At 41.6% G+C, this 26,949-nt stretch carries 22 protein-coding genes, 1 tRNA gene and 4 pseudogenes; 15 read left to right on the top strand and 12 right to left on the bottom strand.

What is annotated here, in order from left to right; translation table 11 throughout:
* Positions 1–674: pseudogene (gene nirA, locus DP117_RS25400) on the bottom strand (ferredoxin--nitrite reductase); the annotation flags it as partial.
* A gap of 1,033 nt (positions 675–1,707) precedes the next feature.
* Between nirA and DP117_RS25395 the strand changes: the two are divergent.
* Positions 1,708–2,925, top strand: a complete 1,218-nt coding sequence (locus DP117_RS25395) for a HEAT repeat domain-containing protein (protein ID WP_169221002.1) — start codon at positions 1,708–1,710, stop codon at positions 2,923–2,925.
* Positions 2,926–2,963: 38 nt separating this feature from the next.
* Here DP117_RS25395 and DP117_RS25390 read toward each other — a convergent pair whose 3' ends face one another.
* Positions 2,964–3,512 (bottom strand): 5-formyltetrahydrofolate cyclo-ligase, encoded by a 549-nt coding sequence (locus DP117_RS25390; RefSeq protein WP_169220999.1) that lies wholly within the window; start codon positions 3,510–3,512, stop codon positions 2,964–2,966.
* A 1,427-nt stretch (positions 3,513–4,939) separates the two neighbouring features.
* Here DP117_RS25390 and DP117_RS36505 point away from each other — a divergent pair.
* The 4 genes and pseudogenes from DP117_RS36505 to DP117_RS25370 form a co-directional block, all read left to right on the top strand.
* The gene (locus DP117_RS36505; RefSeq protein WP_339380988.1) at positions 4,940–5,104 is read left to right on the top strand and encodes a transposase family protein; all 165 of its coding nucleotides are present in this window, start codon (positions 4,940–4,942) and stop codon (positions 5,102–5,104) included.
* 551 nt (positions 5,105–5,655) lie between these two features.
* Positions 5,656–5,849 (top strand): annotated as a pseudogene (locus DP117_RS25380) (hypothetical protein); the annotation flags it as partial.
* 289 nt (positions 5,850–6,138) lie between these two features.
* A pseudogene (locus tag DP117_RS25375) lies at positions 6,139–6,711 on the top strand (IS4 family transposase); the annotation flags it as partial.
* A 111-nt stretch (positions 6,712–6,822) separates the two neighbouring features.
* Positions 6,823–7,461: pseudogene (locus tag DP117_RS25370) on the top strand (IS4 family transposase); the annotation flags it as partial.
* Between the two features lie 391 nt (positions 7,462–7,852).
* On the opposite strand, the gene DP117_RS25365 reads toward DP117_RS25370, so the two are convergent.
* The 3 genes from DP117_RS25365 to DP117_RS25355 form a co-directional block, all read right to left on the bottom strand.
* Positions 7,853–8,797 (bottom strand): GDP-L-fucose synthase, encoded by a 945-nt coding sequence (locus DP117_RS25365; RefSeq protein WP_169220998.1) that lies wholly within the window; start codon positions 8,795–8,797, stop codon positions 7,853–7,855.
* A gap of 23 nt (positions 8,798–8,820) precedes the next feature.
* Positions 8,821–9,900: a GDP-mannose 4,6-dehydratase gene (gene gmd, locus DP117_RS25360; protein ID WP_169220997.1), complete on the bottom strand. Its 1,080-nt coding sequence runs from the start codon at positions 9,898–9,900 to the stop codon at positions 8,821–8,823.
* Positions 9,901–10,612: 712 nt separating this feature from the next.
* A complete protein-coding gene (locus DP117_RS25355) occupies positions 10,613–11,383 on the bottom strand; it encodes a sugar transferase (RefSeq protein ID WP_169221001.1) in 771 nt (256 codons plus the stop codon).
* Here DP117_RS25355 and DP117_RS35560 point away from each other — a divergent pair.
* On the top strand, positions 11,292–11,612 hold the full coding sequence (locus DP117_RS35560; RefSeq protein WP_211176339.1) for a hypothetical protein: 321 nt from the start codon (positions 11,292–11,294) through the stop codon (positions 11,610–11,612). The two genes, DP117_RS25355 and DP117_RS35560, sit on opposite strands and share 92 nt — an antisense overlap.
* Positions 11,613–11,680: 68 nt before the next feature.
* Here DP117_RS35560 and DP117_RS25345 read toward each other — a convergent pair whose 3' ends face one another.
* Positions 11,681–12,823, bottom strand: coding sequence for a glycosyltransferase (locus DP117_RS25345; RefSeq protein WP_169220996.1), 1,143 nt, complete (start codon positions 12,821–12,823; stop codon positions 11,681–11,683).
* A 272-nt stretch (positions 12,824–13,095) separates the two neighbouring features.
* On the opposite strand from DP117_RS25345, the gene DP117_RS25340 reads away from it, so the two are divergent.
* Entirely contained in the window at positions 13,096–14,031 is a 936-nt protein-coding gene (locus tag DP117_RS25340; RefSeq protein WP_169220995.1) for an NAD-dependent epimerase/dehydratase family protein, read from the top strand.
* A gap of 486 nt (positions 14,032–14,517) precedes the next feature.
* The gene (locus DP117_RS25335) at positions 14,518–15,744 is read left to right on the top strand and encodes an MFS transporter (protein ID WP_169220994.1); all 1,227 of its coding nucleotides are present in this window, start codon (positions 14,518–14,520) and stop codon (positions 15,742–15,744) included.
* A 44-nt stretch (positions 15,745–15,788) separates the two neighbouring features.
* On the opposite strand, the gene DP117_RS25330 is transcribed toward DP117_RS25335, so the two are convergent.
* Positions 15,789–15,862: transfer RNA gene (locus DP117_RS25330), tRNA-Arg, on the bottom strand.
* Positions 15,863–15,896: 34 nt separating this feature from the next.
* Between DP117_RS25330 and moaC the strand changes: the two genes are divergently transcribed.
* From moaC to DP117_RS25305, 5 genes are all read left to right on the top strand, one after another.
* Positions 15,897–16,403, top strand: coding sequence for a cyclic pyranopterin monophosphate synthase MoaC (gene moaC, locus DP117_RS25325; RefSeq protein WP_169220993.1), 507 nt, complete (start codon positions 15,897–15,899; stop codon positions 16,401–16,403).
* Positions 16,404–16,668: 265 nt separating this feature from the next.
* A complete protein-coding gene (locus tag DP117_RS25320) occupies positions 16,669–17,217 on the top strand; it encodes an Hsp20/alpha crystallin family protein (protein ID WP_169220992.1) in 549 nt (182 codons plus the stop codon).
* A 386-nt stretch (positions 17,218–17,603) separates the two neighbouring features.
* On the top strand, positions 17,604–17,861 hold the full coding sequence (locus DP117_RS25315) for a 2TM domain-containing protein (protein WP_169220991.1): 258 nt from the start codon (positions 17,604–17,606) through the stop codon (positions 17,859–17,861).
* A gap of 118 nt (positions 17,862–17,979) precedes the next feature.
* Positions 17,980–18,291 carry a DUF3181 family protein gene (locus DP117_RS25310; protein WP_169220990.1) on the top strand — a complete coding sequence of 104 codons (312 nt, stop codon included), beginning with the start codon at positions 17,980–17,982 and terminating at the stop codon, positions 18,289–18,291.
* A 251-nt stretch (positions 18,292–18,542) separates the two neighbouring features.
* Positions 18,543–18,758, top strand: coding sequence for an acetyltransferase (locus tag DP117_RS25305; protein ID WP_169220989.1), 216 nt, complete (start codon positions 18,543–18,545; stop codon positions 18,756–18,758).
* Between the two features lie 634 nt (positions 18,759–19,392).
* Here the strand turns inward: DP117_RS25305 and cobW are convergent.
* From cobW to DP117_RS25290, 3 genes are all read right to left on the bottom strand, one after another.
* The gene (cobW, locus tag DP117_RS25300; RefSeq protein ID WP_169220988.1) at positions 19,393–20,439 is read right to left on the bottom strand and encodes a cobalamin biosynthesis protein CobW; all 1,047 of its coding nucleotides are present in this window, start codon (positions 20,437–20,439) and stop codon (positions 19,393–19,395) included.
* Positions 20,440–20,598: 159 nt separating this feature from the next.
* Complete coding sequence (dgt, locus tag DP117_RS25295; RefSeq protein ID WP_211176336.1) at positions 20,599–21,939, bottom strand: dGTP triphosphohydrolase; 1,341 nt, start codon at positions 21,937–21,939, stop codon at positions 20,599–20,601.
* A 56-nt stretch (positions 21,940–21,995) separates the two neighbouring features.
* Complete coding sequence (locus tag DP117_RS25290; protein WP_211176335.1) at positions 21,996–22,316, bottom strand: hypothetical protein; 321 nt, start codon at positions 22,314–22,316, stop codon at positions 21,996–21,998.
* Between DP117_RS25290 and DP117_RS25285 the strand changes: the two genes are divergently transcribed.
* Entirely contained in the window at positions 22,300–23,385 is a 1,086-nt protein-coding gene (locus DP117_RS25285; RefSeq protein WP_169220987.1) for an RNA-guided endonuclease TnpB family protein, read from the top strand. The two genes, DP117_RS25290 and DP117_RS25285, sit on opposite strands and share 17 nt — an antisense overlap.
* Before the next feature lie 113 nt (positions 23,386–23,498).
* On the opposite strand, the gene DP117_RS25280 is transcribed toward DP117_RS25285, so the two are convergent.
* Positions 23,499–23,750: a hypothetical protein gene (locus DP117_RS25280; protein ID WP_169220986.1), complete on the bottom strand. Its 252-nt coding sequence runs from the start codon at positions 23,748–23,750 to the stop codon at positions 23,499–23,501.
* Positions 23,751–24,004: 254 nt separating this feature from the next.
* Here DP117_RS25280 and typA point away from each other — a divergent pair, with 254 nt between their 5' ends.
* A complete protein-coding gene (typA, locus tag DP117_RS25275; RefSeq protein ID WP_169220985.1) occupies positions 24,005–25,795 on the top strand; it encodes a translational GTPase TypA in 1,791 nt (596 codons plus the stop codon).
* Between the two features lie 163 nt (positions 25,796–25,958).
* Here typA and DP117_RS25270 read toward each other — a convergent pair.
* On the bottom strand, positions 25,959–26,949 hold a 991-nt coding region (locus tag DP117_RS25270), incomplete at its 5' end, for a putative PEP-binding protein (RefSeq protein ID WP_339380986.1).

The following is a 26,949-nucleotide window of genomic DNA, read 5'->3' as shown; positions in this document are numbered from 1 at the left end:
GACAGACCCCACTCCGTGGGGACCCCTAGCCCCCCATCTTCTTGGAAGGCGGGAACAAAAGCTAAATCGTTAATTTCGGCGTGAACTGAATTATCCCGTCCACCAGTAATCGCAATATTAAATTTGCGTGGGAGATTGCTAAACTCGGAATTGCCTTCACCTCGGTTGGTGACCATGTCTTGAATTTGTTGCACCAACTCCCGTGTGTCAAACAGCTCATCCGCATCTAACCCAGCGACTGGATCACCTGTAATATTGCGGACGTTATCCATCCCTGACTGCACACTCGTTAAGTCAACTGCACGAAATTTATCAAAAATTTCTGGTAAATCTTCAATCCGGATGCCTCGCAGTTGAATATTTTGTCTGGTGGTAATGTCAGCACTGCCCTCATCACCGTAACGCTGCAACACTTCAGCTAGCACGCGCATTTGCTCGCAATTGAGAATACCATTAGGTATCCGCATCCGCATCATAAACTTGCCTGGAGTGACTGGGCGAAAGAAGACACCCACCCACTTCAGCCGATGATCACGATCAGTCTCATCCATCGCCTCCCAGCCAACAGAGGCAAATTTTTCTATTTCTGCCTTAACAGCAAGACCATCTTTTTCTGCTTTGAATTTCTCAAACTTATTTGAGCTGCTTGTAGTAGTAGTTGCTAAGTTTGTCATGAGTTCAACTCAATTGCAAAGTGCTAATCACAGAAAACTTCTGGAGGGAGTTGCGGGGGCAGCAACTTTTTACCTCATAACATTTTGTTTTTATAAACTTATGAGGTCTATAAGAAGTAAAAAAAATTCTATTTTTTGGTGTTTACATACTTGCTAAAAATAATCTGTCTAGTGCATTGTTGGGATGCAAATTGTGTGGTTGTTCATCCTTACCTTAAGGTGATAAAAGTATTGAAATCGTATATTTTGTTACGAAATTTCATATATGTTGATAAAAATGCATCAAATTGATACATTTTTTGCATAAAAATAAGCACTAAGGACAGGGTTGGGTGAGGCACTTACAAGAAAAAAAAATGCAAGGGCGCAAGTCCTGCGCCCTATGCCTGCGGCACGGCTTTGCCTATCGGGCGCTTGACGACCTCCACACGCGTGCCTTGTACACGCACTTGTCCCCGAAAAAGTTGAGCCAGTACTTGATGAGGGTCTCCCTCCGTAGGTATCTGGCGTTGGGCAGCCCCAGAACAATTCGCTCATTCGCTGCCTACGGCACGCTACGCTAACATTCAAAGTTCAAAAAAAAGAGTCCCAAGTGAATTACTTCTTAATTTTGAATTTATAATGAGCGAATTTAAGCCCGAAGGGCGCGTAGGGCTGCCCAACTTTTTTACGTGTTAGACCCCGTAACCAACGCGCTTATTGTTAGCGCAGCGTTGCCGTACTGCTTAAGCAGAGGCGTAAGCCATAGGCATTCTTGTTGGGCATTTTTTTATTTGGATCTCCCTGAAACCACGATAAAACAGGACTTCCTTCACTCACGTGTACTCATGAAGCGCCTTTCATCATATCTACGGAAACGGCGAACCCTTTACACCCGCTGTATTTCTTCAGAGTCACCCAACGATCCGACTTTTGCGACTTTATGATCCGACTTTCCCGACTGACGCGGGTGGGGGAGAGATAAGGATGCACTCAAGTTAGAAAAGCGTGAACCGTTTGTAAAATCAATTTGGGCCTATTTAGAAATTTGCAAATTGTGAATAACATCACCCAGCTTTTAGTACAAGCGCAAGTAGCATACAATGCGTCTGACTGGTCATCATTGATTCAATGCTTACAACAGTTGACTCAACAAGAAGACTCAGAACATCCAGAGATACTGAAAAATCAAGAGTATCTCCTGAAATTAGCAATCTCAGTTCTAGAAAATGGAGATTTTCAGCAACGTTGGGAAATTGCTAACGTATTTATCTACTTGGGGACGATTGCCATCCCCCCATTGATAGATATACTAAAAGATGAAGAGGCAGAGGAAGAACTACGCACTTACGCAGTACGTATTCTGGGGGATTTCAAAAATCAAAATGTCATTGCACCTTTGATGGAATTGCTGAAAACCAATGAAAGTGACGAACTCAAGCAGACAGCAGCCACTGCGCTTGGACAAATGGGTTCTGTTAGTATTACCAGCCTGACAGAACTTTTAGCCGAGGAACAAACACGTCTGTTGGGAACTCAAATGCTTTCTTACATTCGGCAAAAAGAAACCATCGCACCTTTATTAAGCGTCGTGCAAGATTCACAAATTGCTGTGCGTGCTGTGGCCATTGAAGCACTCAGTAGCTTTCACGATCACCGTGTACCACCAGTGCTTCTGGTGGCTTTGAGTGATGTCGCAGCCCCAGTCAGGCGAGAAGCAGTTGTTGGTTTGGGTTTTCGCCCTGACTTATGTGAAGCACTAGATTTGGTGGCAAAATTACAACCGAGGCTTTATGACATTGATCAAGATGTTTGTTGTGCTGCAGTCGCTGCCGTTTCTAGAATGGGTAGTGAAGCAGCAGCACAAGAATTATTTCAGGTTTTGGTGTCACCTAATGTACCAATTCGGTTGCAACTCGAAGCTATCCGCGCTTTAACTTGGGTAGGAACATTATCGGGTTTGGAGTATCTGCAACAAGCACTTCATCAATTGCAGTTCCCCACAGTCTGGCAGGAAATTGTGACTGTTTTAGGGCGAGTCAATGATACGACTTTAACTGACAAGGCAGTAGAAATCTTACTAGAAATGTTGTCACAAAATCATCCAGGAGTTGAAATTGCTAGTATTAAAAGTGCGATCGCTTTGTCTTTAGGACAATTAGGGAAAAAACAGGCAGTACATGTATTAACCCAGATGTTGGCAGATGACGATCCTCAAGTCAGACTACATGCAAACGCTGCACTGAAGAAGTTAGATTCTGAAAGGAAGTAGGTCAATCGGATTTTTACAATCGAGTTTTTGAAAAAAATCTATTGATAAACAAGGGCTTTTTCTGTACAGACACCTCGCAACGGTTTATCCCAAGTATCAATTGGTATCTCAGGTAAATAGGCAAATTCAAATACAATACCTATAGTTGGCTTGTTTATCCATTCTGGAGAACTCAGCATCCGATCATAATATCCTCCGCCATAACCCAAACGATATCCTTGAGAGTCGCAAGCTACACAAGGAACAAGAATTAAATCAACTTCCGCAGAAGATATAATTGGTGCTTGAGAATCAGGTTCGCTGATGCCATATGCACCGGTTATTACGGTGTCTTGATATGTCCAAATATGCCAAGAAAGGGATTTACCAACGCAGCGAGGAAAACCCCAACGGTGAGAAGTATTAAATAAGGGACTAAGATCTGGTTCTTGGCGGAAGCTGAAATAAGCGAGTGTTGTTTTTGCTTGGTTAAATTCAGGAGAGTTTAAAAGGTTTTGGCAAATGCGATCGCTCTTTTGCTTCCATTCGTGAACCGGCATTAATTGACGTGTTTTGATAAGCAATTTACGTAATTCTGTTTTTCTCATTTAAAAACCTACCACAACATCCAGTGCTGCATGATTTTAACTACGAGTATTCCTTGTTTTCATATTCAAATTTTTTCTACATCCAATTTTTTTTGTCAACCTAAATATACTTGATTTTTGGAGAAAAAATGTAATTTTTTTACTAAACTTATTTCTGACGATAACAGAGAATAAAATTTTGTAGTATACCTAGATATAGGAAGAGAAATACAGTTGGTTCGCTCATTTAAAAAACTTTGTAAGTCATGAAGCTGCTGCAGAGCTTATGCAGCTTATAAACTCTAAAGTTTTTGTGGACAAGTACTTCTCTGGCTAACAATTGACAGAATAGTAGAGTCAACTGTTCTATATCAATCTATATTCTCAGAGGATGTTTTAAAAGGGTTGTTCCATATCATCTTGTTCGCTTAGCATGCGCCAAGAGTGCATATGCAGTGTGTTCCCTTAGGACGAGCGCGGAGTCAAACAGAGTAAAACATCTGGTGTATGTGCCCGAAACCCCAGATTTTATGCCCTGCAGGCATGGTTTGCTAACGTTACGCGCTCGTCCCAAGCGGACACGCGCAAGGGACGCTTCACTTCATTCTGACAAATTTATACTTTTATGAAGTTTCAAACATCCTCTAAGTAGATCTATAGTTAGATATAGAATTGTTGTATAAACATCTGTAGAATAACGAAATTGGTTGCGAGTAACCGGGTGTGCAAATATCTTTTGGAAAGAAAAAGTATTCTTTCTTTTGTACGATTTTTAGTGTTGAAAAAATATTAGTTGTTTAACTGACACCGCGTTATATGGCGTGTGATTAGCTAGCGTAGTTATCAGGTGTATCCTAGGTAGTTATCTTAGGAATCACAGAAAATGAAATTAATGCTGGTATGCTCTTCTGGAGGTCATTTTTCTACTATAGACATCTCCGAAATATAAACAGACTCAGGTAAAATAAGAATCAACAATCTTTGACAATGATAAAAATATGAGTTCTATATCTGCGTACCTTGAACAAAATCATCAGAATACACAGCGATTAGTGGGTCTAAAATATGAGCAACTAGAGCAATTAATCAAGCAAGCGCTCGCATTACACAATGAACGTCTTGCGGACATGGAAGCGCGAAAAGTTAGAATCATAAATAAAGGCGGTGGTCGGAGAGTAAAACTATCCATCGAAGAACAAATACTTCTAACTTTGATATACCTGCGGCATTTGACGCACTTGTCCCCTCCAAAATTAGCCAGCCCTATTTCTGGTTTCACTGTGTTGCCAACGAGTTATTAATGTTAGAGGGCGTCGCGGGGTTCTTTCTGGGAAGTTAGCCAGCCTTTCTGGTTTCACTGCTTTCAAGTCGGGTACTCGTGATGTAAATAAGGCTGGCTAACATATGCGCCCAAATGCGTCGCTAATTTTGGTACGTGGCGCGACCCCGTGACTACATTCCAATTATTAGGTATTCAGTTTGGAGTAAGTGAAACGACTGCAAATGATACATTTAATTACTGGTTTCCAGTCCTGAGAGACTTGTTACCATCCAGTTTACTTGAACAGGTAAAAAAAACGCCAGTGACTACGAAATTGTTAAAGAACTGTTAACAGAGTTTGAGTTAATAGTAGATAGCTGTGAGCAGCCTAGAGAAAGACCGGAAGAGTATGAGGAGCAAAAAAAATATTACTCTGGTGAGCAGTGCGGTGGACGGGTTCCACAGGCTACAGCAACTGCGAACCCGAAGGGTAAAAAGAAAAATCACACATTAAAAAAGAATTCAGGAGCGGAGCCGGAGCGGCTCCGCCTCCGGTCAGAATTCAGGAGCGGAGCCGGAGCCGCTCCGCCTCCGGTCAGAATCAATTGGATGGGGATTTAAACCCCAACCAATTGTAGACACCGTGTAGACGGTGGGGATGCGCGACCCCATACTCATCCGCCAGTCTAAAGAATTCATTCTGAATTCTGGCTCCTGACACCTTCGTTCTTCTGTTAAAAAATCAGTTAATTGTTTTACCCGATGGAGGGAATCCGTTCTACGGGCATTGATGGCAAAGAACAAGCCGCGATAACCTTATGAGAGCAGGCAAGCAGTTTGTAAACGCAGCAGCTACATTATTTTTATTCCTGTCAGAAATAAGCTAATCGACATTGAAGTTGCATCATCGAATTAGTCTGGCATTCATACAAAGAATACATTGCTCAGCGCCTATTTCAATCAGTAGATCATTTGAAGTATCTACTAAATAGACTGTGAAATCAGAGGGAATTAGTGATTCCGTGGCAGCGGAAAATAAAAACAAAGGAAATAATCATCATATTGCAACTTCAATGTACATCAGCTTCCCAAAATAATTTGTTTAACTGAGAAATTTTGTTGCTAGTTTTAGAAAATTTGTGGCTGTCCCATCATATTCGACAGTAAAATTTTCCCAGCAACTAAATACACATTTAAAATGTGTTTTGCTGATATTATACTGCCTAATTCAAATGTATGAATCCTATTGGTTTTTTAGTATCTTTAAAGGAGAAATACCCTGACGGGGCGACAAAATAGCTTGAGAAGCTTATTTGGTAAACAGTACAGCGATTTATGGTAAGAAAAGATAGGTCGTCCAATGTCAATAAGACCTATCTAATGATAATGTTGCCTGTATTCTACCAAACACACCTGAAAAGTCAATTTAATCTTGCCGAATACATCTTTCTCAAAATTTTGATTACGGTGCTGCAATCGATTAAAAAAGTTAGTTTGGAGGCTTTAGCTACTGCCCTACCAATTCCAATTAAATTTGAAAGTAGAAGAAAGAAAATACAAAGATTTTTGTCATTGCCGAATTTAACAATTGAAAAAATTTGGTTCCCCATTGTTATCGCATGGTTAGAAACGTATTTTACACGTAGCAAGATAGTTTATGTAGTGATTGACAGAACGAATTGGTCTTGTATAAATCTATTCATGATTAGTGTTGTTTGGGAGCAAAGAACGTTTCCAATATACTTTGAATTATTACCCAAGCTAGGCAGTAGCAATATCAATGAACAGAAAGCAGCCCTGTCTCAAGTATTTCCGATTTTTAAAAATTATAAAGTTTGCGTATTAGGAGACCGTGAATTTTGCTCAGTGAAATTGGGAAACTGGCTCAGAGACCAGAATGTATATTTCTGCTTGCGTCTCAAAAAAAATGAATTCATTGAAATTGAAAAGGAAATTTGGTGACGCATTGGGACAAAAAAATAAGCCAAGCCCTAATAACCCCACGATAAATCGAGGAGCTTCCAGATCAACGCAAGAGGGCTTGGCTTATTTTTCCAGTTATTCCCCCGGTTAGAATTAAAAAATTTAGGTTTATCGCCAGGAACCTCTTTCTTTTTAAAAGGGGTCAAGGTCACGAAAACCAAAGGTTTCGTCAATTTTAATATCGCTTGTAAATGGAAACGTAAAATTCTGGGAGTCGCGCCGGAAGAGGGATAATTTCTCCTCACGAACCTAGAAACTTTAGAGTTAGCGATCGCTAGCTATAAAAGAAGATTTGATATTGTTCGCGTAGCGTGCCCGAAGGGCATAGAAATGTTTCGTGATTTTAAGAGTGGTGGTTATAATTTAGAAGGAACTGGTGTGTCTGGTGAGCGGTTTCTTGCTCTTATTTTACTAATAGCGATCGCCTATACTTCTGCCACTTTATATGGACAGAAAATTAAACGTATGGGTCTACAGAAATATGTCGGTCGCGTCAAAGAATATGGACGCATTGAAAGACGGCATAGCAGTTTTTACATTGGATTATATGGCTATACTTGGGTCAATTTTATGGAAAGTTGAGCCAGTCGCGTGGGCGGGTTTCCCGACTTGAGCGAACTGGCGTGCCAGGAGTTAGTCAGAGACTTATTGAAATTAAGTCCTAATAAGCGAAGATATTATCAACAGGGACATAGGGCGATGAAGCTTATTCTGTCTACATCATAGCCGTTTTTGTCGCCCCTTCAGAGAAATACCACCTTTTGACTACGTAATGTTTTCTTGCATTTTGAGTATTTTTGTTATGGTTGTATGCTTTGCATCTATTGAATAAAAGCAATTTCCTTCATTCTTCAGCAGGTTAGTTTTAACTTTATCAAAGTATAGTCTAGGTATTTTTTGTATAAATGGAGTTATCTATCAGATACTTATTTCAATCGGTATCCGCTTGTTCAGTGAAACTACATTTAGCCTTCCTGAAATTCTCATTCTGAAACTTATAGTTTGGATCTTACTGCTGAGCACGTCTCTGGGTTTATCTATGTTGCTGGATCGTATAGGACTTCGCTCAGTTGTTCGCTAACAGATGTAAGTAGGGCATATGCCCTACCTACAAAAACTATGCGGCGTGTTGACGCCACCACTCAATCGTATTCTTCAACCCTTGCTTGAAGTCTACTTGAGCTGTGAAACCAAAGGCTTTCTTGGCTCGTTCAGTATCCAAACAGCGGCGTGGTTGACCGTTGGGTTTGTCAGTTTCCCAAACAATTTCACCGTCGAACTCCATCAATTCACAGATGAGATTGATTAAGTCACGGATGGAGATTTCATAACCTGTTCCCAAGTTCACAGGTTCAGACTCGTTGTACAATTGAGTTCCTATCACAATACCCCGCGCTGCGTCTTGTGAATACAGAAACTCGCGCGTCGGACTACCATCACCCCAAACTGGGATTTTCTTTTCTCCCTTTATCTGTGCTTCATGCACTTTGCGAATCAGGGCTGGGATGACATGAGAACTTCTGGGATCAAAGTTATCTTCTGGTCCGTACAGATTGACAGGTAGCAGGTAAATGCCATTAAAGTTGTATTGCTGGCGGTAAGCTTGCAGTTGGACGAGAAGAGCTTTTTTTGCTATTCCGTAGGGGGCGTTGGTTTCTTCTGGGTAGCCATTCCACAGGTCATCTTCTTTAAATGGAACTGGGGTGAATTTGGGATAGGCGCAAATTGTACCAACGCAGACAAATTTTTCTACCCCAGCTTGATATGATGTGTGAATCAACTGAGTTCCCATCATCAAGTTGTCGTAGAACAACTCAGCAGGTTTCTCGCGGTTGAGACCGATACCACCGACGTGGGCTGCTAAATGGATAACAATGTCTTGTTGATCTACTGCACGTTGACAATTTTCCAGTGTACGTAAATCCCATTCACGCGATCGCGGTACTGTAATTTTATTCTGAGCAGCTCCTGCCTGACATAGCTGGTCTATCACTTGACGCCCCAAAAAACCAGCTCCACCAGTTACGAGAATCCTTTTATCCTTGAGTTCTAAGGCATTCATATTTTTTTCCTCGTCGGTGTACATCACAAATGGAGCGCACCCAATTCTTGCCGAATCATAGCATTATCTTTGAGGACTTTTTTGACTTTACCATTTGGGGAAGTCAGTCCCAATGCTTGAAGGTCAGCTTCTACCATGATGGCGACTAGTTGCTCAAATGTTACTGATGGCTTCCAACCCAACTTTTGCTGTGCTTTGGTAGAATCACCAATTAACAGCTCTACCTCTGCTGGACGGAGATAGCGCTCGTCAAACTCCACATACTCTTCCCAATTAAGGTTGACATAACCAAACGCTAGTTCGAGAAACTCTCGTACTGTATGAGTTTCACCTGTAGCAATGACGTAATCATCAGGCGCAGTCTGCTGAAGCATCAACCACATTGCTTTGACGTAATCCTTTGCATAGCCCCAGTCTCGCTTGGCATCAAGATTACCCATGTAAAGTTTTTTCTGTTTGCCAGCAACGATTCTGGCAACTGCCATAGTAATCTTGCGAGTGACAAATGTTTCACCTCGTCTCGGTGATTCATGGTTAAAAAGTATTCCATTACAGGCAAACATTCCGTAAGATTCACGGTAATTTACTGTTTGCCAATGAGCGTAAACCTTCGCACAAGCATAAGGGCTACGGGGGTAAAACGGTGTGGTTTCTTTCTGTGGGATGTCTTGTACTAAACCAAACATTTCTGAAGAACCTGCTTGGTAGAACCGCACTTGGATACCTGTGCGATGCTGGTAGTCACGAATTGCTTCTAACAAACGCAGCGTTCCCATCCCTACTGAATCAACTGTGTATTCAGGAGAATCAAAGCTTACCCGTACATGGGATTGAGCACCCAGATTGTAAATTTCTACTGGTTGGACTTCCTCTAGAATGCGGCGCAACGTAGTACCATCCGTCAAGTCGCCATAGTGTAGAAATAACCGTACTCCCTCTTTGTGAGGATCTTCGTAAATATGATCTATGCGATCAGTGTTGAAGGTAGATGTCCGGCGTATTATACCATGAACTTCATATTCTTGTCTTAGTAAGAACTCACTCAGATATGAACCATCTTGACCGGTAATACCAGTAATTAACGCTCGCTTCTTTTGCGTCATGCTTTATTATCCCTTGTCGTTACTGAATAAATGAACACTACAGGCAACCTGGTACAACCTAGGAAGTATGTGCCTAATTTCCCAACGGGAAATCCACAAATCATACTTGCAGCTCAACTGATTGATACGTGTAAATCTGCCACTCTGTTAGTTTACAAGAAAAATTTTTACCCTATCTAGATTGTTCTAGCTTACTTTGTAATTTTTTCTTTTGTCATTTCTTTGTTCTTTATTAAAACTTTATACACATTGGACTTATTTTAAAATTCTCTTAAAAATGGAGATAATTCACCTGAAATAGCTATTGAACTATGATCACTCAAACATGCAAAATTCGCTGCCTACGGCAGCGAATTTTGAATAAAACGAAGGAGTGCTCCTCAAGTCAGTCATCAAGTTGTTAACTGGCTACAATTTATCATTAAAAATTCGTAATTCATAATGACGACTTCAATTACGAATTACGAATTATATCAATCATGAGTTCACAGTCGCGAATTGAATTTGCAATAGCAAAACGACTAGAATTCTCTTTACCATTAGCTGTCAATTTTAACAGTTATCAGTTATCAGTTATCAGTTACCAGTTAATATCGTTTGCTTAGTGGAGTCAGTGCGCTCTTGCAAAGGAAGCCGGAGCAACTGACAACTCTTGGCAGCACTGGTCTGGCTGTGTACTGTTCATTGATTGAAACTTTTCTTGTTGAATTGTTTAGTATGCTCCATTATTTTTGGGCATAATAACAACGCCAATGGTTTTAAAAATTATCCACAAATCTAACCAAAAGTTTCTGAATTTTGCGTAATGCAAGTCTATTTGAACCCGTCGAGGATAAGGAATATCATTACGTCCAGAGACTTGCCACAAACCAGTAATTCCTGGTTGGATAGTTAAAATCTGATCTATGTGACAACCATACTTAGGTAACTCCTCTGCTACTAGAGGTCTTGGACCGACGACACTCATGTCTCCTTTTAAAACATTCCAGAATTGAGGAAATTCATCCAAGCTAGTAATTCGCAAAAAACGACCTATTTTTGTAATTCGCGGGTCATGCTTGAGTTTAAAATTTGCCTCAAATTCTTGCCGCATATGAGGAGATCTTTCCATCAATTGCACGAGAACTTCGTCGGCATTGGTTACCATTGTTCGGAATTTAATACAATTAAAAGGCTTGAAATTTTTCCCAACCCGTTCCTGTACATAAAAAATTGGACCTTCTGAGCTTAAAGCAATCAGCAAGACCAAAATTAAGTACAAAGGCGAGAACAGAATTAGCACTGATAGCGAAAAGAAAATATCGAACAGTCGCTTGGTAAACTCTCCGTTTAAAACCCGAAAAGACAGACCTTTGGTTTGAACTCTAGGTGTCTTTTTCTGTTGATCGCGTTTGAAGAAAAGCCGTGTTCGTCTGTATGTTGCTGAGGAATTTGTCTCGGCAACACTTGCTCGTTTCCAGGGCAATAGGGCAGCCACATTCATTGCAGTTGAGCGTAAAGACGCTCTCTGGGGTTTTGCAGAGCGTAGCGCCTTAAAGGGCGATTTCCCGCTCAAAGGCAACCTCACTGCAGTTCGTTGTGTCCGTCCTTCAGACGGGGTGACGCTGCTGGAAAAACAGCGCCCAGTACCGGGCTTACTACGCGATCGCTTCCCGGAGAGGAGTGAGCTCTGGGCAGTCATCATACTCCTTAACAATCCACACCACACATAGTCCCAATCTTAAAGCTAAAAGGAGGTGCTTCTGGGGGCAAATTTCCAAAAGCTTGTAAAACAAAACCATCAATCAGGTGATGGTCTTTCTTGTATACACTTATTTAGAAAGTCAAGGTAGCGCTGTGCAAACATTTGCTGGGAAAATTGAGCAGTATGCACTTGTGCGTACTCAGGATGAAATTTTTCTTGATAAGTTTCAAAATTTTTGATTGCGTCTACCAATGCCTCCTCTGTTTGCTTTTTGAAAAAGATACCTGTTCCTTGCTCGCCATGTTCACGAAGATCCCGCACAGTTTCCAAGGCACCGCCTGCACCGTACGCGATGACAGGAGTGCCGCAAGCCTGCGCTTCTACTAAAGCAATGCCAAAATCTTCACGAGCTGCGTAGACGAAACCTTTGGCATTAGCCATATATTTTTTTACCACATCATCGGGTTGCCACCCGAGTATTTGTACGTTCGATTTTGCTATCCTCCGAATGTTTTTCATCTCTGGTCCTGTTCCAATTACGACTAAAGGTAGTTGCAATTTATTAAAAGCCCTGACTATCAAAGATACTTGTTTGTAACTGACTAGCCGGGAAACGGTTAGATAAAAATCTTCTTTTTGAGCCAAGAAAGAAAGATTCTCGACATTAACTGGCGGGTAAATGACTGTGGCTTCTCTTCGATAGCAACGCCAAATACGACGAGCAGTATGTTTTGAGTTAGCAATAAAGTAATCAATACGATTGGCTGTCAATACATCCCACTGACGTAGACGATGCAGTAAATACCGCGCCATCCACCCGGCTAAACCACTTTCCAACTTGCTTTCTTGAAGATAATCAAAAGTCAAGTCCCAAGCGTAGCGCATGGGGGTATGACAGTAGCAAATGTGTAACTGTTCCGGAGTCGTTAAAACTCCTTTGGCAACAGCGTGGGATGAAGACAAAATCACGTCATACGCCCGTAAATCTAACTGTTCGATTGCTAACGGCAACAAAGGTAAATATTTTTGTACGCCATTACGGGCAAAAGGAAAGTGCTGAAGAAACGTTGTGCCAATATTGCGCTGGTATAAGTAACTTTCTGGGTTACTGGATTCAAAATCGATGAGGGCGTACAAATCGGCATTAACGTGGTTGAGAATTTCTCGCACAACGAGTTCTGAACCACCAGTGGCTTTGGGTGTCAGCCATTCATGAACAAGGGCACATTTCAAAGGCACAGCTAACTGTAGTTGGTAGAGAACACGCAATGGGGGAGGAGTTAGAGGTAGGTTAACTGAAACTTTCCTGTTGAATGAATGGGAAACGCCCCACTCTTGCTAAAGACGTAATCCTTTTTTAGGAGGTTCCTGCAGAATACCGCAAACTGATAACCTCAAGATGGAGACAGAATACTAGGTATTAGGTCCTAGGTACCAGGAATTTTCAATTCACCAGCCCTAGTCGCCAGTCCCTAGTTTCTTGATCAGATAATCTAAAATCGGGATAAGTCATGCGAATTCTAATTATGGGTGGTACGCGGTTCATTGGTATCTACCTAACCAAACTATTGATAGAACAAGGACATTCAGTCGTACTGTTTAATCGTGGCAATCGTCCTGCACCCGTCGAGGGGGTAGGACAAATTGTAGGCGATCGCACTGATGCTACCCAGTTAAAAGAAAAATTATTCAAAGAAAATTTTGATGCCATTTTTGACAATAACGGACGTGAACTTACTGATACTCAACCATTAGCAGAAATTTTTCAAGACCGTGTAGAACATTTTGTGTACATGAGTTCTGCTGGGGTGTATCTCAAATCAGACCAAATGCCTCATGTAGAAGGGGATACTATCGATCCCAAAAGTCGCCACTTAGGTAAGCATGAAACGGAAGTTTACTTAACGCAACAGGGATTACCCTTTACTTCCATTCGTCCCACTTACATTTACGGTCCTTTGAACTATAACGATTTAGAAGCTTGGTTTTTTGACAGGATTTTGCGTAACCGTCCCATTCCTATCCCTGGCAACGGCTTACACATAACCCAATTCGGTCATGTCAAAGATTTAGCAACAGCAATGTGCAAAGTTTTAGGAAATCCTACAGCCCGCAGACAAGTGTACAATGTTTCAGGCGATCGCTTCGTCACTTTTGATGGTTTAGCCCGCGCCTGCGCTGTTGCTGCTGGCAAATCTCCCGATGAAATAAAAATCGTGCATTACGAACCGAAAAAATTTGATTTTGGCAAGCGCAAAGCTTTTCCTTTACGGGTGCAGCATTTCTTTGCTTCAGTGAGTAAAGCGAAAGCAGAATTAAACTGGCAGCCTGAGTATGATTTGATTTCTGGGCTCAAAGACTCCTTAGAGAATGATTATCTGGCATCTGGGCGAGATCAAGCAGAAGTTGATTTTTCGATGGATGAAGAGATTTTGCAGTCTCTTTAGACTGTTTGTCAAAGCAAAATAGGTGGGTGTATTGCCCACCATACCCTTTGTATGAGTTATCTCATCTCAATTTCCGGGCATTTCCGGGCGATAGCTAGCCCCTTAGGGGGCCTGCGCTAACGCTTGCCTTACGAGCGCAAAGCGCACGCTACGCGCTTCGGCAGATCGTACCCGTTGGGCAAACTCAAGATAAAGGTTACGCTTGTTGCAAATTATTGTATCAACAATCATATTTTGATACCTGAAAGAGATCTACCAGCAATGCTAGAAAATCAGAAATGCTACACTTGTACTTATGTCCTGAATCAAGATTTGTATACTAAACAACCCAAAAGTCAATCTGAAGCTAAGTTTATTTATACAAATCAAAAAAAATTCCGGATTTACTGACTTTGAGACTCTTTGAGAAACGAGTCATTATTGTCTTTCATTGAATTTGCTGGTAGATAAAACAAAAACACAATTAATAAGCATCTGCTCTTGAATATGTCTCGCATCATCAATATCCAATTGCGAAGCAACCTGCTGATTTTATTTGCAGCAGGTTTGCTATTCTGGTCCAGCATGGCTTCGTTGCTGCCAACGCTACCACTGTATATTGAATCTGTAGGAGCAACAAAGCTGCAAATTGGGATTGTGATGGGTAGTTTCGCCATCGGACTGTTGTTCTTTCGCCCTTTGTTAGGACGTTTAGCGGATTGGCGGGGTCGTAAAATTGTGTTGCTTATTGGTACGCTAGTGGCTGTCCTCGCGCCCGTTGGCTACTTGTTCGCCAAATCTATTCCCCTGCTAATAGTGCTGCGTGCTTTTCATGGTATTAGCATGGCTGCTTTCACCACTGGTTTTAATGCGTTGGTGGCTGACATCGCCCCTCTGGAAAAGCGGGGTGAAATCATTGGCTACATGAGTTTAGTTAATCCTATCGGAGTCGCAATTGGACCAGCTTTAGGCGGATATTTGCAAGCCGGAGTCGGTGACCAGATTTTATTTGTGATCACCGCTGAATTAGCTCTTGTGGCGTTTTTGGGTCTGTTGACTATTGTCAATCCACCAATCGTAACACACCCGCAAACAGGCAGTCAAAATAGTCAATTTTGGCAAATTCTGTTCAGTCCCAGGGTAAAAACTCCAGCTATAATCATGTTGCTGGTTGGTTTGGCTTTTGGTGCTTTACACATTTTTATCCCGTTGTTCATCAAATCAACTGCGGTTAATTTAAATCCAGGGTTGTTTTATACAGCAGCTGCAGTTGCGAGTTTTAGTGTCAGGCTATTCACAGGAAAGGCAAGCGATCGCTTTGGTCGTGGTTTATTTATTACTATCAGTTTAGTTTTTTACACCTTGTCACTGTCGCTTTTATGGTTAGCAAAGAGTTCTGCTGCTTTCTTGTTTGCAGCAATTATTGAGGGGATAGCTTCTGGCATTCTCATTCCAATGATAACAGCTTTGATGGTGGACCGAGCGCACGCTTATGAACGCGGGCGGATATTTGCTATATGTCTGATGGGCTTAGACGTTGGGATTGCGATCGCCGGTCCAATTCTTGGTTCTGTTGCTGAATATCTTGGCTATAGAAACACGTTTGGTCTATGCGCCCTGTTAACATTCTTAAGCTTTATCATCTTTGTGACCCTTTCCAGCAAAGATTTACCTAGTTCTGTGCGCTTTGCTCTTGGGCGCGGTCAAGATACTTATGCATTGAAAGATACTTAAAAATCTAAAAATAGAGACACGAAAATTCGCGTCTCTATTTTTAACGGGCGAGGAGGGATTCGAACCCCCGACACCGTGGTCCGTAGCCACGTGCTCTAGTCCACTGAGCTACACACCCTTATCGAGTTTTTATCTTAGCACACCTTTTCCAAATGACGCAAGAAAATTTTGAAGTTTTATCCAACAACTTGAGCCATCTGGATGATCACGGTCAGGCTCAAATGGTGGATGTGTCTGGAAAAGCGTCCACTATCCGCCAAGCTGTAGCTACAGCCACAGTCAGGATGCTACCAGAAACCTTCGCCGCTATTCAAGCAGGGAATGCTCCCAAGGGAGATGTGTTAGGAACCGCCAGACTAGCCGGGATTATGGCGGCGAAACAGACAGCTTCTTTGATTCCCTTATGTCATCCTTTACCGTTACAAAAAATTGAACTACAGGTGACACCTGCGCCAGAATTACCTGGTTATCAAATTCAAGCAATCGTTAAAACCAAAGCTGAAACAGGAGTCGAAATGGAAGCCTTAACTGCCGTTTCTATTGCGGCTCTGACCTTGTATGATATGGCGAAAGCGTTAGAAAAGTCGATTCAAATTGAATCAATTAGATTAATTAGCAAAACTGGCGGAAAATCAGGAGATTATTCTCAGCCCGATTAATGTATTTTACCTCTTTGCGCGACTCATCTGGCAAAATATTGAATTGGCTTTACTTTAGCCATTTGAGTCCACTTGTAAAAGTCATTTACATCTTTGCAAGTGAATACTTTTGCTACCTCTATCAAAAAGATTAACCAATAGTAACTCAGAACAATGAAAAGGTCATCCAGATGGCTGATGAACCTAGGTTATGTCCTTTGATAATTTGAGGTAGAAGCAAGAGAAAAAAAGCTCTTGCCTTTGAGAGATGTCGGAGGAAATAAATATGGCTTTAATGCGTTTTGACCCATTCCGCAACATGGATCCATTCCGGGAATTTTCGCAAATACAGCGAGATATGAATCGTCTATTTGATCAGATGATTAATCCTGGTGAAAGCGGTTCTGAATTTTCTCAATCCTCTTTTATGCCTGCTGCAAAAATTCATGAAACAGCGGACGATATTAAGCTCAGAATTGAAGTTGCTGGTATTGAACCTAAAGATTTAGATGTGAAAGTTACGGCTGAAGCAGTTGCTATTAGTGGTGAACGCAAATCTGAAACTAAGCAAGAAGACAAAGGCATGAGACGTTCGGAATTTCACTATGGCAGATTCCAACGCGTTATTCCTTTGCCAACTCGAATTCAGAACGATAAGGTTCAAGCTGAATTCAAAAACGGCGTACTGTGTCTGACAATGCCTAAAGCAGAAGAAGAAAAGAACAGAGTTGTCACAATTAATTTAGGTGGACAACAAAGTCATCAAGCTATTAGTGGACAACAAAACGGACAAACTGATCAACATCAAGGACAAACCACAACTCAAGTCAGTTAAGTTTAGTTTAGTTAATTTTCATCTCTCTCATCGCTTCAGCTTGAGACTTTTGCAAGCCATTTTTGCGTCTTTGTCATTTATTAAAGACGGCAAACACCACATTAACGATACGGTTCACCCGAATGACTCTCAGCTTTGATACATGCTTTGATGCAGTAAAAAGCCAAATACGAATCATATTAAAATCCCCCAAGACCTGAGTTATCTGAGGAAATGGGGGATTTGTTGGTCACAAAAGGTGGTCATTGCCTTTTACCCAGCCGAATCTATGCTTTAATTTATGCTTTAATTTAGAACAATGACATTTGTGGGTAAACACTGTTTTACTCCCAAAAATCATAAAATAAGTCAAAAAGCACTTTTGTTAAAAGTTGTAACAAATACTTATGCCTCCTCGTTGGCCTCGTACACCTGATCGCAAAGACCCAGCTTACCGTAAATTGGATGATCGGATGAATTTTGCCGTTCATGTGGCGGTATTTGCCTTGTTTAATTCCGGTTTATGGTTTTTCGATAACTTCAATTCAGCTACTTGGGAATGGCTACCTTGGTTGACAGCAGGTTGGATCGTCGTACTGTTGGGACATCTGATTTATATTTCGGCGATCGCCAACTATTCAGAAACACCACCTACATCCACCTGAAGACTGACTGGACAAACTAGGGCGATTGTAACTTGGGGTGGTAGAACAGGGCTGGATATTTGAGCGATAATGTACATATAACTAAAATTCGCGCTCATTATTGTGTAGGGTTATTTTTATGGCTAAGACTAACACCAAAGAATTACTCGAAGCCCTAGCAGCGGAAATTGGCGAAAATGTTTACATAGATATTGCCAAATGGCACCTTTACGTATCGGATGCCAAATTGCATACTGTCATTGTAGAGCAAGTGTATCCTTTAATAACCGCTAGTAAACCAGTCGAAGAGGATGAAGTTATCCAAGTTCTAGAATCTATTCCAGTTAAGATTGGTGGTGGAAGAAAAGAAATTCCTCTGATTGATTTACTACCGCTGCAATGTCAAGTAAGTTTAGTAGATATTTTAGAAAAATATCAGCGGGAGATCTAATTTCTCTATTTAGCTCGTTGTCTTCTCACTTTATTTAGTATTTAGTTTCTCATTACTGGAGAATGATAACTAAGTATCAGCAAAAGCAGAAAAAGTAAGACTGATACTTAGTGAAAATTCTCTTGTTTTTAATTCTTATTTCATGAAATCCCAAACATAAGGGTGTTTTATTCTTTCACCCTAGATATACATAAAGCTAGCTTGTTAAAACTAGCTCCACTTAGTCATACAAATTTATGGAGGATATTTCCATGCTTCTGCAAATCAAAGGTAGTGATGAATTAGTTAAAATTCTTGATGTTAAGGAATTGATAGACCCTAATCATGATGTTGTTCATGCGCAAGAGCAAGAAGGTCAAGAAGAGCAACAACCTGATTCTTACAAAAAAGAAAATCTTACTTTTCCATCTGGAGAAAGCTTACCACGTTGTTGGATAGATGCCAACTACAGAAACGCCAAAGCATGATGACGCTTACTTTCCCCGTAAGAATTGCCTATAAATTAATACGGCGCAGTTAGTAGTAGCCGTCACTTATCTATCCTGATGAATTTACGGTTACACAGACAAAGCCTGCTTTGGCGGGCTTTGCTTCTATGGCTTCAGAATCTGAATTCATTGGCTGCTCTGAACTGTATTCGGTTTCTAGTTTAAAGTAATTATTTATACATTTAACCAGCGTTAGACCATTTAAAATGAATAAGGTTAAAGCGCCGCTACATTAGTCACGCATAAAGGTAAAAAACTCGGTTTCTGTAATCGAAAAAATTGATTTTTCGTTGAGTCCCTTAAAGAAACCGGGTTTTTGGGATTACTGTACCGGCGCAAAAGAAAACCCCCCTTCATCTAGTGCTAAAGGGGGTGCAAAATATACAGTGGTCTAATTTGCAATAAATGCAGGTGAAATCAACTTATGCAGTAGAAAAGGTCGCGTCTTTGTGAAACTGGACTTTTTCTGGGGAGAAAACGTTTTGAAACCCTTGTACAGCAAGAGTTTGAAGGTTTTTAAAAAAATGTGTTTTTTGTATACGTAACTTGTGGCGTTCGTCGTTAGTTGGGGAATGCACAATCGAGAACTAGAGTCAGCTTTTATGGTGAAAATCTAATTTGTTAAACTCACCAGTTGGGACTCAATTTTAAAAGAATTCAAATCACGACCGATAAAAACTAAGCGGGTTTGTCTTGCTTCTTGTGGCTTCCAAGGGCGATCATAAAATTGTTCAAACCGAGTTCCCACACCTTGCATCACCAAGCGCATGGATTTATTTGGTACAGCGACAAAACCTTTTACCCGGTAAATTTCTTGCTCTTGTGCCAATGTTTGCAACTGATACCGTAGTTTTTCTGGGTCAAAGGCACGGTCTAAAATCACGTGAGTTGAAGTGATTTCGTCATCATGGTCGTGTTCTTCTTCAGTGTCGTGGTGACTAGGACGGGTATCTAAATTATCTTCAACTGCGGCTTGAAATCCTAATAATACAGAGGGATCAAGCTTACCTTCACAACTTTCTACAATCTTCACCACCCTAGGCAACTCTTGTTGAATGAACTCCTCAACTTTTGTTTTTGTCTGGTTGTCAACCAAATCATTTTTATTTAATACCACCAAGTCAGCACAAGCAAGTTGGTCTTCAAACAATTCCTGTAAAGGTGTTTCGTGTTCTAGACTATCATCTGCCTGCCGCTGTGCTTCCACAGCCTCTGGATTACTCGCAAATGTTCCTGCTGCGACTGCTGCACAATCTACCACAGTAATCACCGCATCCACCGTAGCAGCATTACGAATCTCATGCCAGCGAAAAGCCTTCACCAGCGGTTTTGGCAATGCTAAACCAGAGGTTTCAATCAAAATGCAGTCTATGCTGTCTCTCCGCTTGATAAGCTGTTGCATTGTTGGTAAAAACTCTTCCTGCACAGTGCAGCATAAGCAGCCGTTGGTTAATTCAAAGATGTTATCGCTGCCTATATCATCTTCTGGGCAAATTTGGCAAGATTTTAACAATTCGCCATCAATACCAAGTTCTCCAAATTCGTTGACTAAAACTGCAATGCGGCGTCCTTGGTTGTTTTGTAACAGGTGACGAATGAGTGTGGTTTTGCCACTCCCTAAAAATCCGGTGATGATGGTGACGGGAATTTTTGCAGCCATTGTTTAATTGATGCTTTCCACAGAAGCTATGAAATGAGCCTTTTGCATTTTCCCTTATTACTGAGCCGATTGGGAATCAGAAAGTTGTGACAAAAACGAGCTATCATACAGAGATACCATTCAATCAATTGGGCATTCACAGATTTATATAACTAAAGCTCAACGCAATGAAAGACCGCTAAATTGTTGAAATAGACTGGTAGCGTATGAATCTGTCATGCCAGAAATATAATCTGTAATCCTCAGAATTTTGTGATAAGCATCTTCCTCAGAAGCAGGGCGATACTCTTCAGGAAGCATATAAGAAACCAACTTGCCTTTTTGACTGCTGTCTAAAACTGCATTGACAAATTCAACAAACAATTTTCCGATAATTTCGTATCCAGCAATTTGAATGCCAATCACATTTTGATGCGGTAAAACTGCAGCAAGGGTTGTCTCTCCAATGACTTTAAGATGCTTGGCATAATTACTTAAAGATAAGAGATGTTGGTCATATTTGCCAGAAAGAATGTCCTCTTCATAGGAAAGAAAAATATTAGCCGCTTCCTTAAGAAGTTTATTGATAGATACCGCACATAGATGCTTAACCTTTTCTGCATCTTTTTTATCATTTTGTTTTAGGTCAATCTCGTCAATTTCTGCAATCTCGTTGAGCAAATCCTTAGTTTGGTTAAAGGAAAAACAACCCATCCGATAAGCATCTTCTACATCAACAATGGAGTAACAAATATCATCTGCTGCTTCCACCAAAAAAGCAAGGGGATGTCGAGACCACCATGCTGCTTTCTCATGACGACGAATAAGCCCTACTGTTTCTGCAACTTCTGTGAATAAATCTTTTTCTGCTTGGAAAAAACCATATTTCTTAACACTACTACCTGAATAACCATTCAGGATATGCTTGGGTATATAAGACTCTCTAGGATACTTTGTAAAAGCAGCTAAAGTTGGACAAGTCAGTTGCATTCCTCCAATTCTTGAATGCATTTCTAGTTTTGTTAAAATGCGAAATCCCTGTGCATTTCCCTCAAATAAATCAAAGTCAGCTTTTTGATACGTGTTGAGAAAACCCTCTTGTTCTTTGCAAATATTGTTGTACCACGATTCAAATCCTACACGGATCGCATCCTCTCCAGAGTGACCGAAGGGAGGATTGCCAATATCATGAGCCAAACACGCAGCAGAAACAATGTCGCCAAAGTCGGAAGCACTAAACCCAAACTTATCAAGCTTGTGTCTTTTGATAATTTCAAACCCAACTATTCTACCAAGAGAACGACCGACACACGAAACCTCTAAGCTATGAATGAGACGAGTGCGAATGTAGTCATTTGTAGGTAAAGAAAAAACCTGAGTCTTATCTTTCAGACAACGAAAAGGAGAGGAAAACACCAGACGGTCATAGTCTCTGTGAAAGGAAGTACGATCCAGTTGAAAATCTTCTGGGTTCTCCTTGCCAAGTCTTTTAGGTGTCAGGAGTTGCTTCCAGTCCATCATAAAAGTGTTTTTATGGTGATAAAAGAGTGGTCTTTTTCTTTAGTTTTACACATCCGCTAGTGTGTCTTGATGTCTACTGAGTATTTACAATTGCTACAGCTGGTTGTGCGACGATTTTCTGGTCTCAACTCCATTGCTTGGAGAATCGCCTGATTCACTCTGTCGCTAATATTTGGATTCAGTTCCTTTGGTGGCTTTAGTTGCTCACCAAACATCCTATAAATCGCACTTTCAGGTTCGTTTCCTGTGAGTACTTTATACAATGTCGCTGCTAAACTATAAACATCTGTATACGCGCCACGTTTAGCACGAGGGTTTTCTTGTTCAGGAGGTGCATAAAAAGGCGTGCGAATAACTATAGTGCTATTAGGTTTCAAAACTGAGTTGAAACTAAATAACCAACAGCGTACAGCGTTTGCAAAACATTGTGGTGTAGCTCGCCATGCTTGGAACTGGGGACTTTGTTTGACTAAACAGATTCTGGATCATAACAAAGTCAATCCTGATTCCAAGATTAAATTCCCCAGTGCCATTGACCTACATAAATGGTTGGTGGCATTGGTGAAATCAGAGCATGACTGGTATTACGAAGTTAGCAAGTCTACTCCACAGCAAGCATTGATGGCATTACGCGAATCTTGGAAGCGTTGTTTTAATAAGACTGCAGGTGTTCCCAAATTCAAGAAAAAAGGTCAACGTGATTCGTTCACGCTTGAAGGTACGGTCAAGATTTTGAGCAACAACAAGATTCAAGTACCTGTGATTGGCGTTCTCAAAACCTATGAACGACTCCCACAGGTTAAACCCAAATCAGTTACTATCAGTCGTCAAGCTAACAGATGGTTTATCAGTTTTCGACTTGAAACAGAAGTCCAAGAATCTCCACACAGCGATGTTGTAGGCGTTGACCTCGGTGTTAAAACATTGGCGACACTCTCAACTGGTGAGGTGGTCGTCGGCGCGAAGTCCTACAAAAAGTATGAATCTAAGTTATCCAGAATGCAGTGGCTGAATCGCCATAAAATAATTGGGTCTGCTAACTGGAAGAAAGCACAAGTTCAGATTGCTAGGCTGCACAGGAAGATTGCCAATATTCGTAAGGATACATTGCACAAGCTCACCACACTGTTAGCCAAGAACCACGGCACAGTAGTGATCGAGGACTTGAATGTATCAGGAATGTTAGCTAATCATAAACTCGCTAAAGCAATATCTGACATGTCTTTCTTTGAGTTCCGTCGTCAACTAACCTACAAGTGCGAACTGTATGGTTCCAAGCTTGTTGTAGTTGACCGTTGGTTTCCAAGTTCCAAAACTTGCTCAAACTGTGGAACCAAAAAAGAAACACTCACTTTGAAAGAGCGAGTGTTTGAATGTGGTCATTGTGGTTTTGTCATTGACCGCGACTTGAACGCAGCAATCAATTTGAGAAAAATCGCCAGTTAGGCGAGGTTAGCCTGTGGACTGGTAGAAGCCGACTTCTCCAGGTTGAAGCAAGGAAGTAAACGAAATTCAAAGCGAATTAATTAGTACAAGTAGTCTGTCATAGAAAGGTCTAGTTATGAGTAGCTTTGGATAGGTGTTATGTAACGGTGTTGGCATCCCTTCAGTTTTAGAGCCTCATTGACAAAATCTTGCTGATATTTGTCAAAATCACAAGTATTTGTATCTATGTCTTTGAGGATTTTGATCACAACTCGATTGTCATTTTTGTCCTTGGCAAGGTAAGTAACACCAAAACCTCCTTGCCCTAACTTCTTTTCAAGAGTGTACTTACCATCTTGCAATTTCTGCCCAGATATCCAAACCATTGCTGACACATCAAAAACACTCGTATTAATTGTGGCATAAGCTCAAATCAGGGCATCAGTAGGTCATGTCTGTGCATCCTCTATATGTCTTCTCGATTCGTTCCCTAAAAAACACTTGAACCATAAAGAGTTAATATAGAATTATTAAGGCTTGTTTACAGAATTTATAAAACCACTTGAATTCTGTTACAACAGACCTCCACTAGATATTAAGTTCTAAAGTACCCACGCTAATTTTATCCAAACGCGCTATTATGACGCTCCCCATCCGTAACGTCGCCATTATTGCCCACGTTGACCACGGCAAAACAACCCTTGTTGATGCCCTCCTCAAACAATCCGGCATTTTCCGTGAAGGAGAAGACGTTCCGGATTGCGTCATGGACTCCAACGCCCTTGAACGGGAACGGGGAATTACAATTCTTGCCAAAAATACTGCAGTTCGCTATAAAGAAACGCTAATTAACATCATCGATACCCCCGGACACGCTGACTTTGGTGGCGAAGTTGAACGTGTCCTCGGCATGGTTGACGGTTGCATTTTGATTGTTGATGCAAACGAAGGTCCCATGCCCCAAACACGCTTTGTCTTAAAGAAAGCTTTGGAAAAAGGACTGCGCCCCATCGTCGTTGTCAACAAAATCGACCGTCCCCAAGCTGATCCACATGGTGCTACAGACAAAGTTTTGGATCTGTTTCTAGAACTAGGGGCAGATGATGACCAGTGTGATTTTCCTTACCTGTTTGCTTCTGGTTTAAGTGGCTACGCCAAAGACCAGTTGGAAGATGAAGCCAAGGATATGCAGCCACTGTTTGAAGCTATCCTGCGCCATGTACCAGCACCAGTGGGTGATGCAGAGAAACCGCTGCAACTACAAGTCACAACCCTAGATTATTCTGAGTATCTAGGACGGATTGTCATTGGTAAAATTCACAACGGTGTTATCCGCATGGGACAGCAAGCCGGCTTGGTAAAAGAAAACGGCGAAGTTGTCAAGGCAAAAATTACCAAGTTGATGGGCTTTGAAGGACTCAAGCGGATTGAAATCACAGAAGCATCAGCTGGTAATATCGTAGCTGTGGCAGGATTTGCTGATGCCAACATTGGGGAAACGATTACTGACCCGAACGAACCCCAAGCATTACCACTCATTAAAGTAGATGAACCAACATTACAAATGACCTTCTGGGTGAATGATTCACCTTTTGCTGGTCAAGAAGGAAAGTTGGTAACATCACGACAAGTGCGCGATCGCCTCATGCGCGAACTAGAAACCAACGTCGCCTTACGCGTTGAAGAAACCGACTCCCCCGATAAATTCCTGGTTTCTGGACGTGGAGAACTACACCTCGGTATCTTAATCGAAACCATGCGCCGCGAAGGTTATGAGTTTCAAGTCTCCCAGCCACAGGTGATTTACCGCGAAGTCAACGGACAACCTTGCGAACCTTACGAACTTCTGGTATTAGATGTTCCTGAAGATGCAGTTGGCAGTTGCATTGAACGACTGGGACAACGTAAAGGCGAAATGCAAGATATGCAAGTTGGTGGAAACGGACGCACCCAACTAGAATTTGTCATCCCCGCCCGTGGATTAATCGGTTTCCGGGGTGAATTCATGCGTATGACTCGTGGTGAAGGTATCATGAACCACAGTTTCCTGGACTACCGTTCTATCTCTGGTGATATTGAAGCTCGTAACAAAGGCGTTTTAATCTCCTTTGAGGAAGGCGTTTCCACCTTCTACGCCATGAAGAACGCCGAAGATAGAGGTGTCTTCTTTATTATTCCAGGTACCAAAGTTTACAAAGGTATGATTGTCGGAGAACACAATCGTCCTCAAGACTTGGAACTGAACGTCTGCAAGACGAAGCAACTCACCAACCACCGTGCAGCCGGCGGTGATGAACTAGTACAGTTGCAAGCACCAATGGAAATGAGTCTAGAGCGTGCTTTGGAATACATCGGACCAGATGAATTGGTGGAAGTGACTCCCCAGTCAATTCGTCTGCGGAAGTTGGCGAAGAAGCTGGCGAAACGTTAGTTGATCATCTAGAGTCAAGAGTCCCTAGTTAGAGACACAAGAGTGAAGAAAAAAGACACCATTTCTTCACTCTTCACTCTTTTGGTAGTTGACAGCTTGAGAAAACTTGTTGGTGTGACATGAATATGACTCGTGAACTCTTGTAGAGCTGAGAACGTTGTCCCTACTGCTTGAATTGACGTCGGGCTGCTTCTAAGATTATCCGTTGTTCAGCACGGGCGATCGCCAAATATGTCCGCTCAACAGCTTCCGGTTCAACAGAAATAGATGTGATGCCCCATTGTACCAGTTGCTCAATGATTTCAGGATACAGTGCTGGTGCTTGACCGCAGATAGAACAGGGAATTCCTGCACTTTTTGCGATTTGAATGAGTTGGGCGATCGCACTCATAACGACTGGATGACGTTCATTAAACACTTGTGCTAGTTGTCCTTGCTCTCTATCAACTCCCAACAACAGTTGAGTCAAGTCATTGGTACCAATTGAAATTCCCTGTACACCTGCTTTGATAAATTCTGGCAGTAAGAATAGTACGCTTGGCACTTCTGCCATAATCCACAATTGAAATTGCGGTACTTGGGTTAATCTTGCTTGCTCAACTTTTTGACGGCAAAAGGAAAACTCTTCTACTGTACGAACAAAAGGTAACAGTAAGTGAATATTGCTGTATCCTGCCTTTTGTGTATCTGCCAAAGCAGCCAGTTCTAACTCAAAAACTGCGGGATTTTTCAAATAGCTAAAAGTCCCACGTTCTCCTAACATCGACTGCGTTGAAGATTGTACATTCTGATTCAAAGATACTAGTTCATGAGAACGCCAATCCAAAGATCGATAAAAAACAGATCTTGGTGCAAAGCCGTGAGCAAACTGGATAATTTGCTCACGCCAACGCTCTAATAATTTGGTTTGGTGTCCCTCCAACAGCCAAGTACTTGGGTGTTGTCCTTCTAGTATATTCAGAGCCATCAATTCTGAGCGCAATAATCCCACACCATCCACAGGTAAGCTTTGCACTTGCTCTATCAAACGAGGTTGGCTCAAGTTAACTAGCAATTGAGTCGCAATCATTGGGAGACTGAGGTGTGATCGAGAACTCGGGGTCCCCACTCCCTGGGGATTAGGGGCAGTGGGGACCCCGAGTTCTCGATCACAC

This window comes from Brasilonema sp. UFV-L1 (assembly GCF_012912105.1).
Taxonomy (GTDB): domain Bacteria; phylum Cyanobacteriota; class Cyanobacteriia; order Cyanobacteriales; family Nostocaceae; genus Brasilonema.
This window is presented reverse-complemented; position numbering and strand designations above follow the sequence as displayed.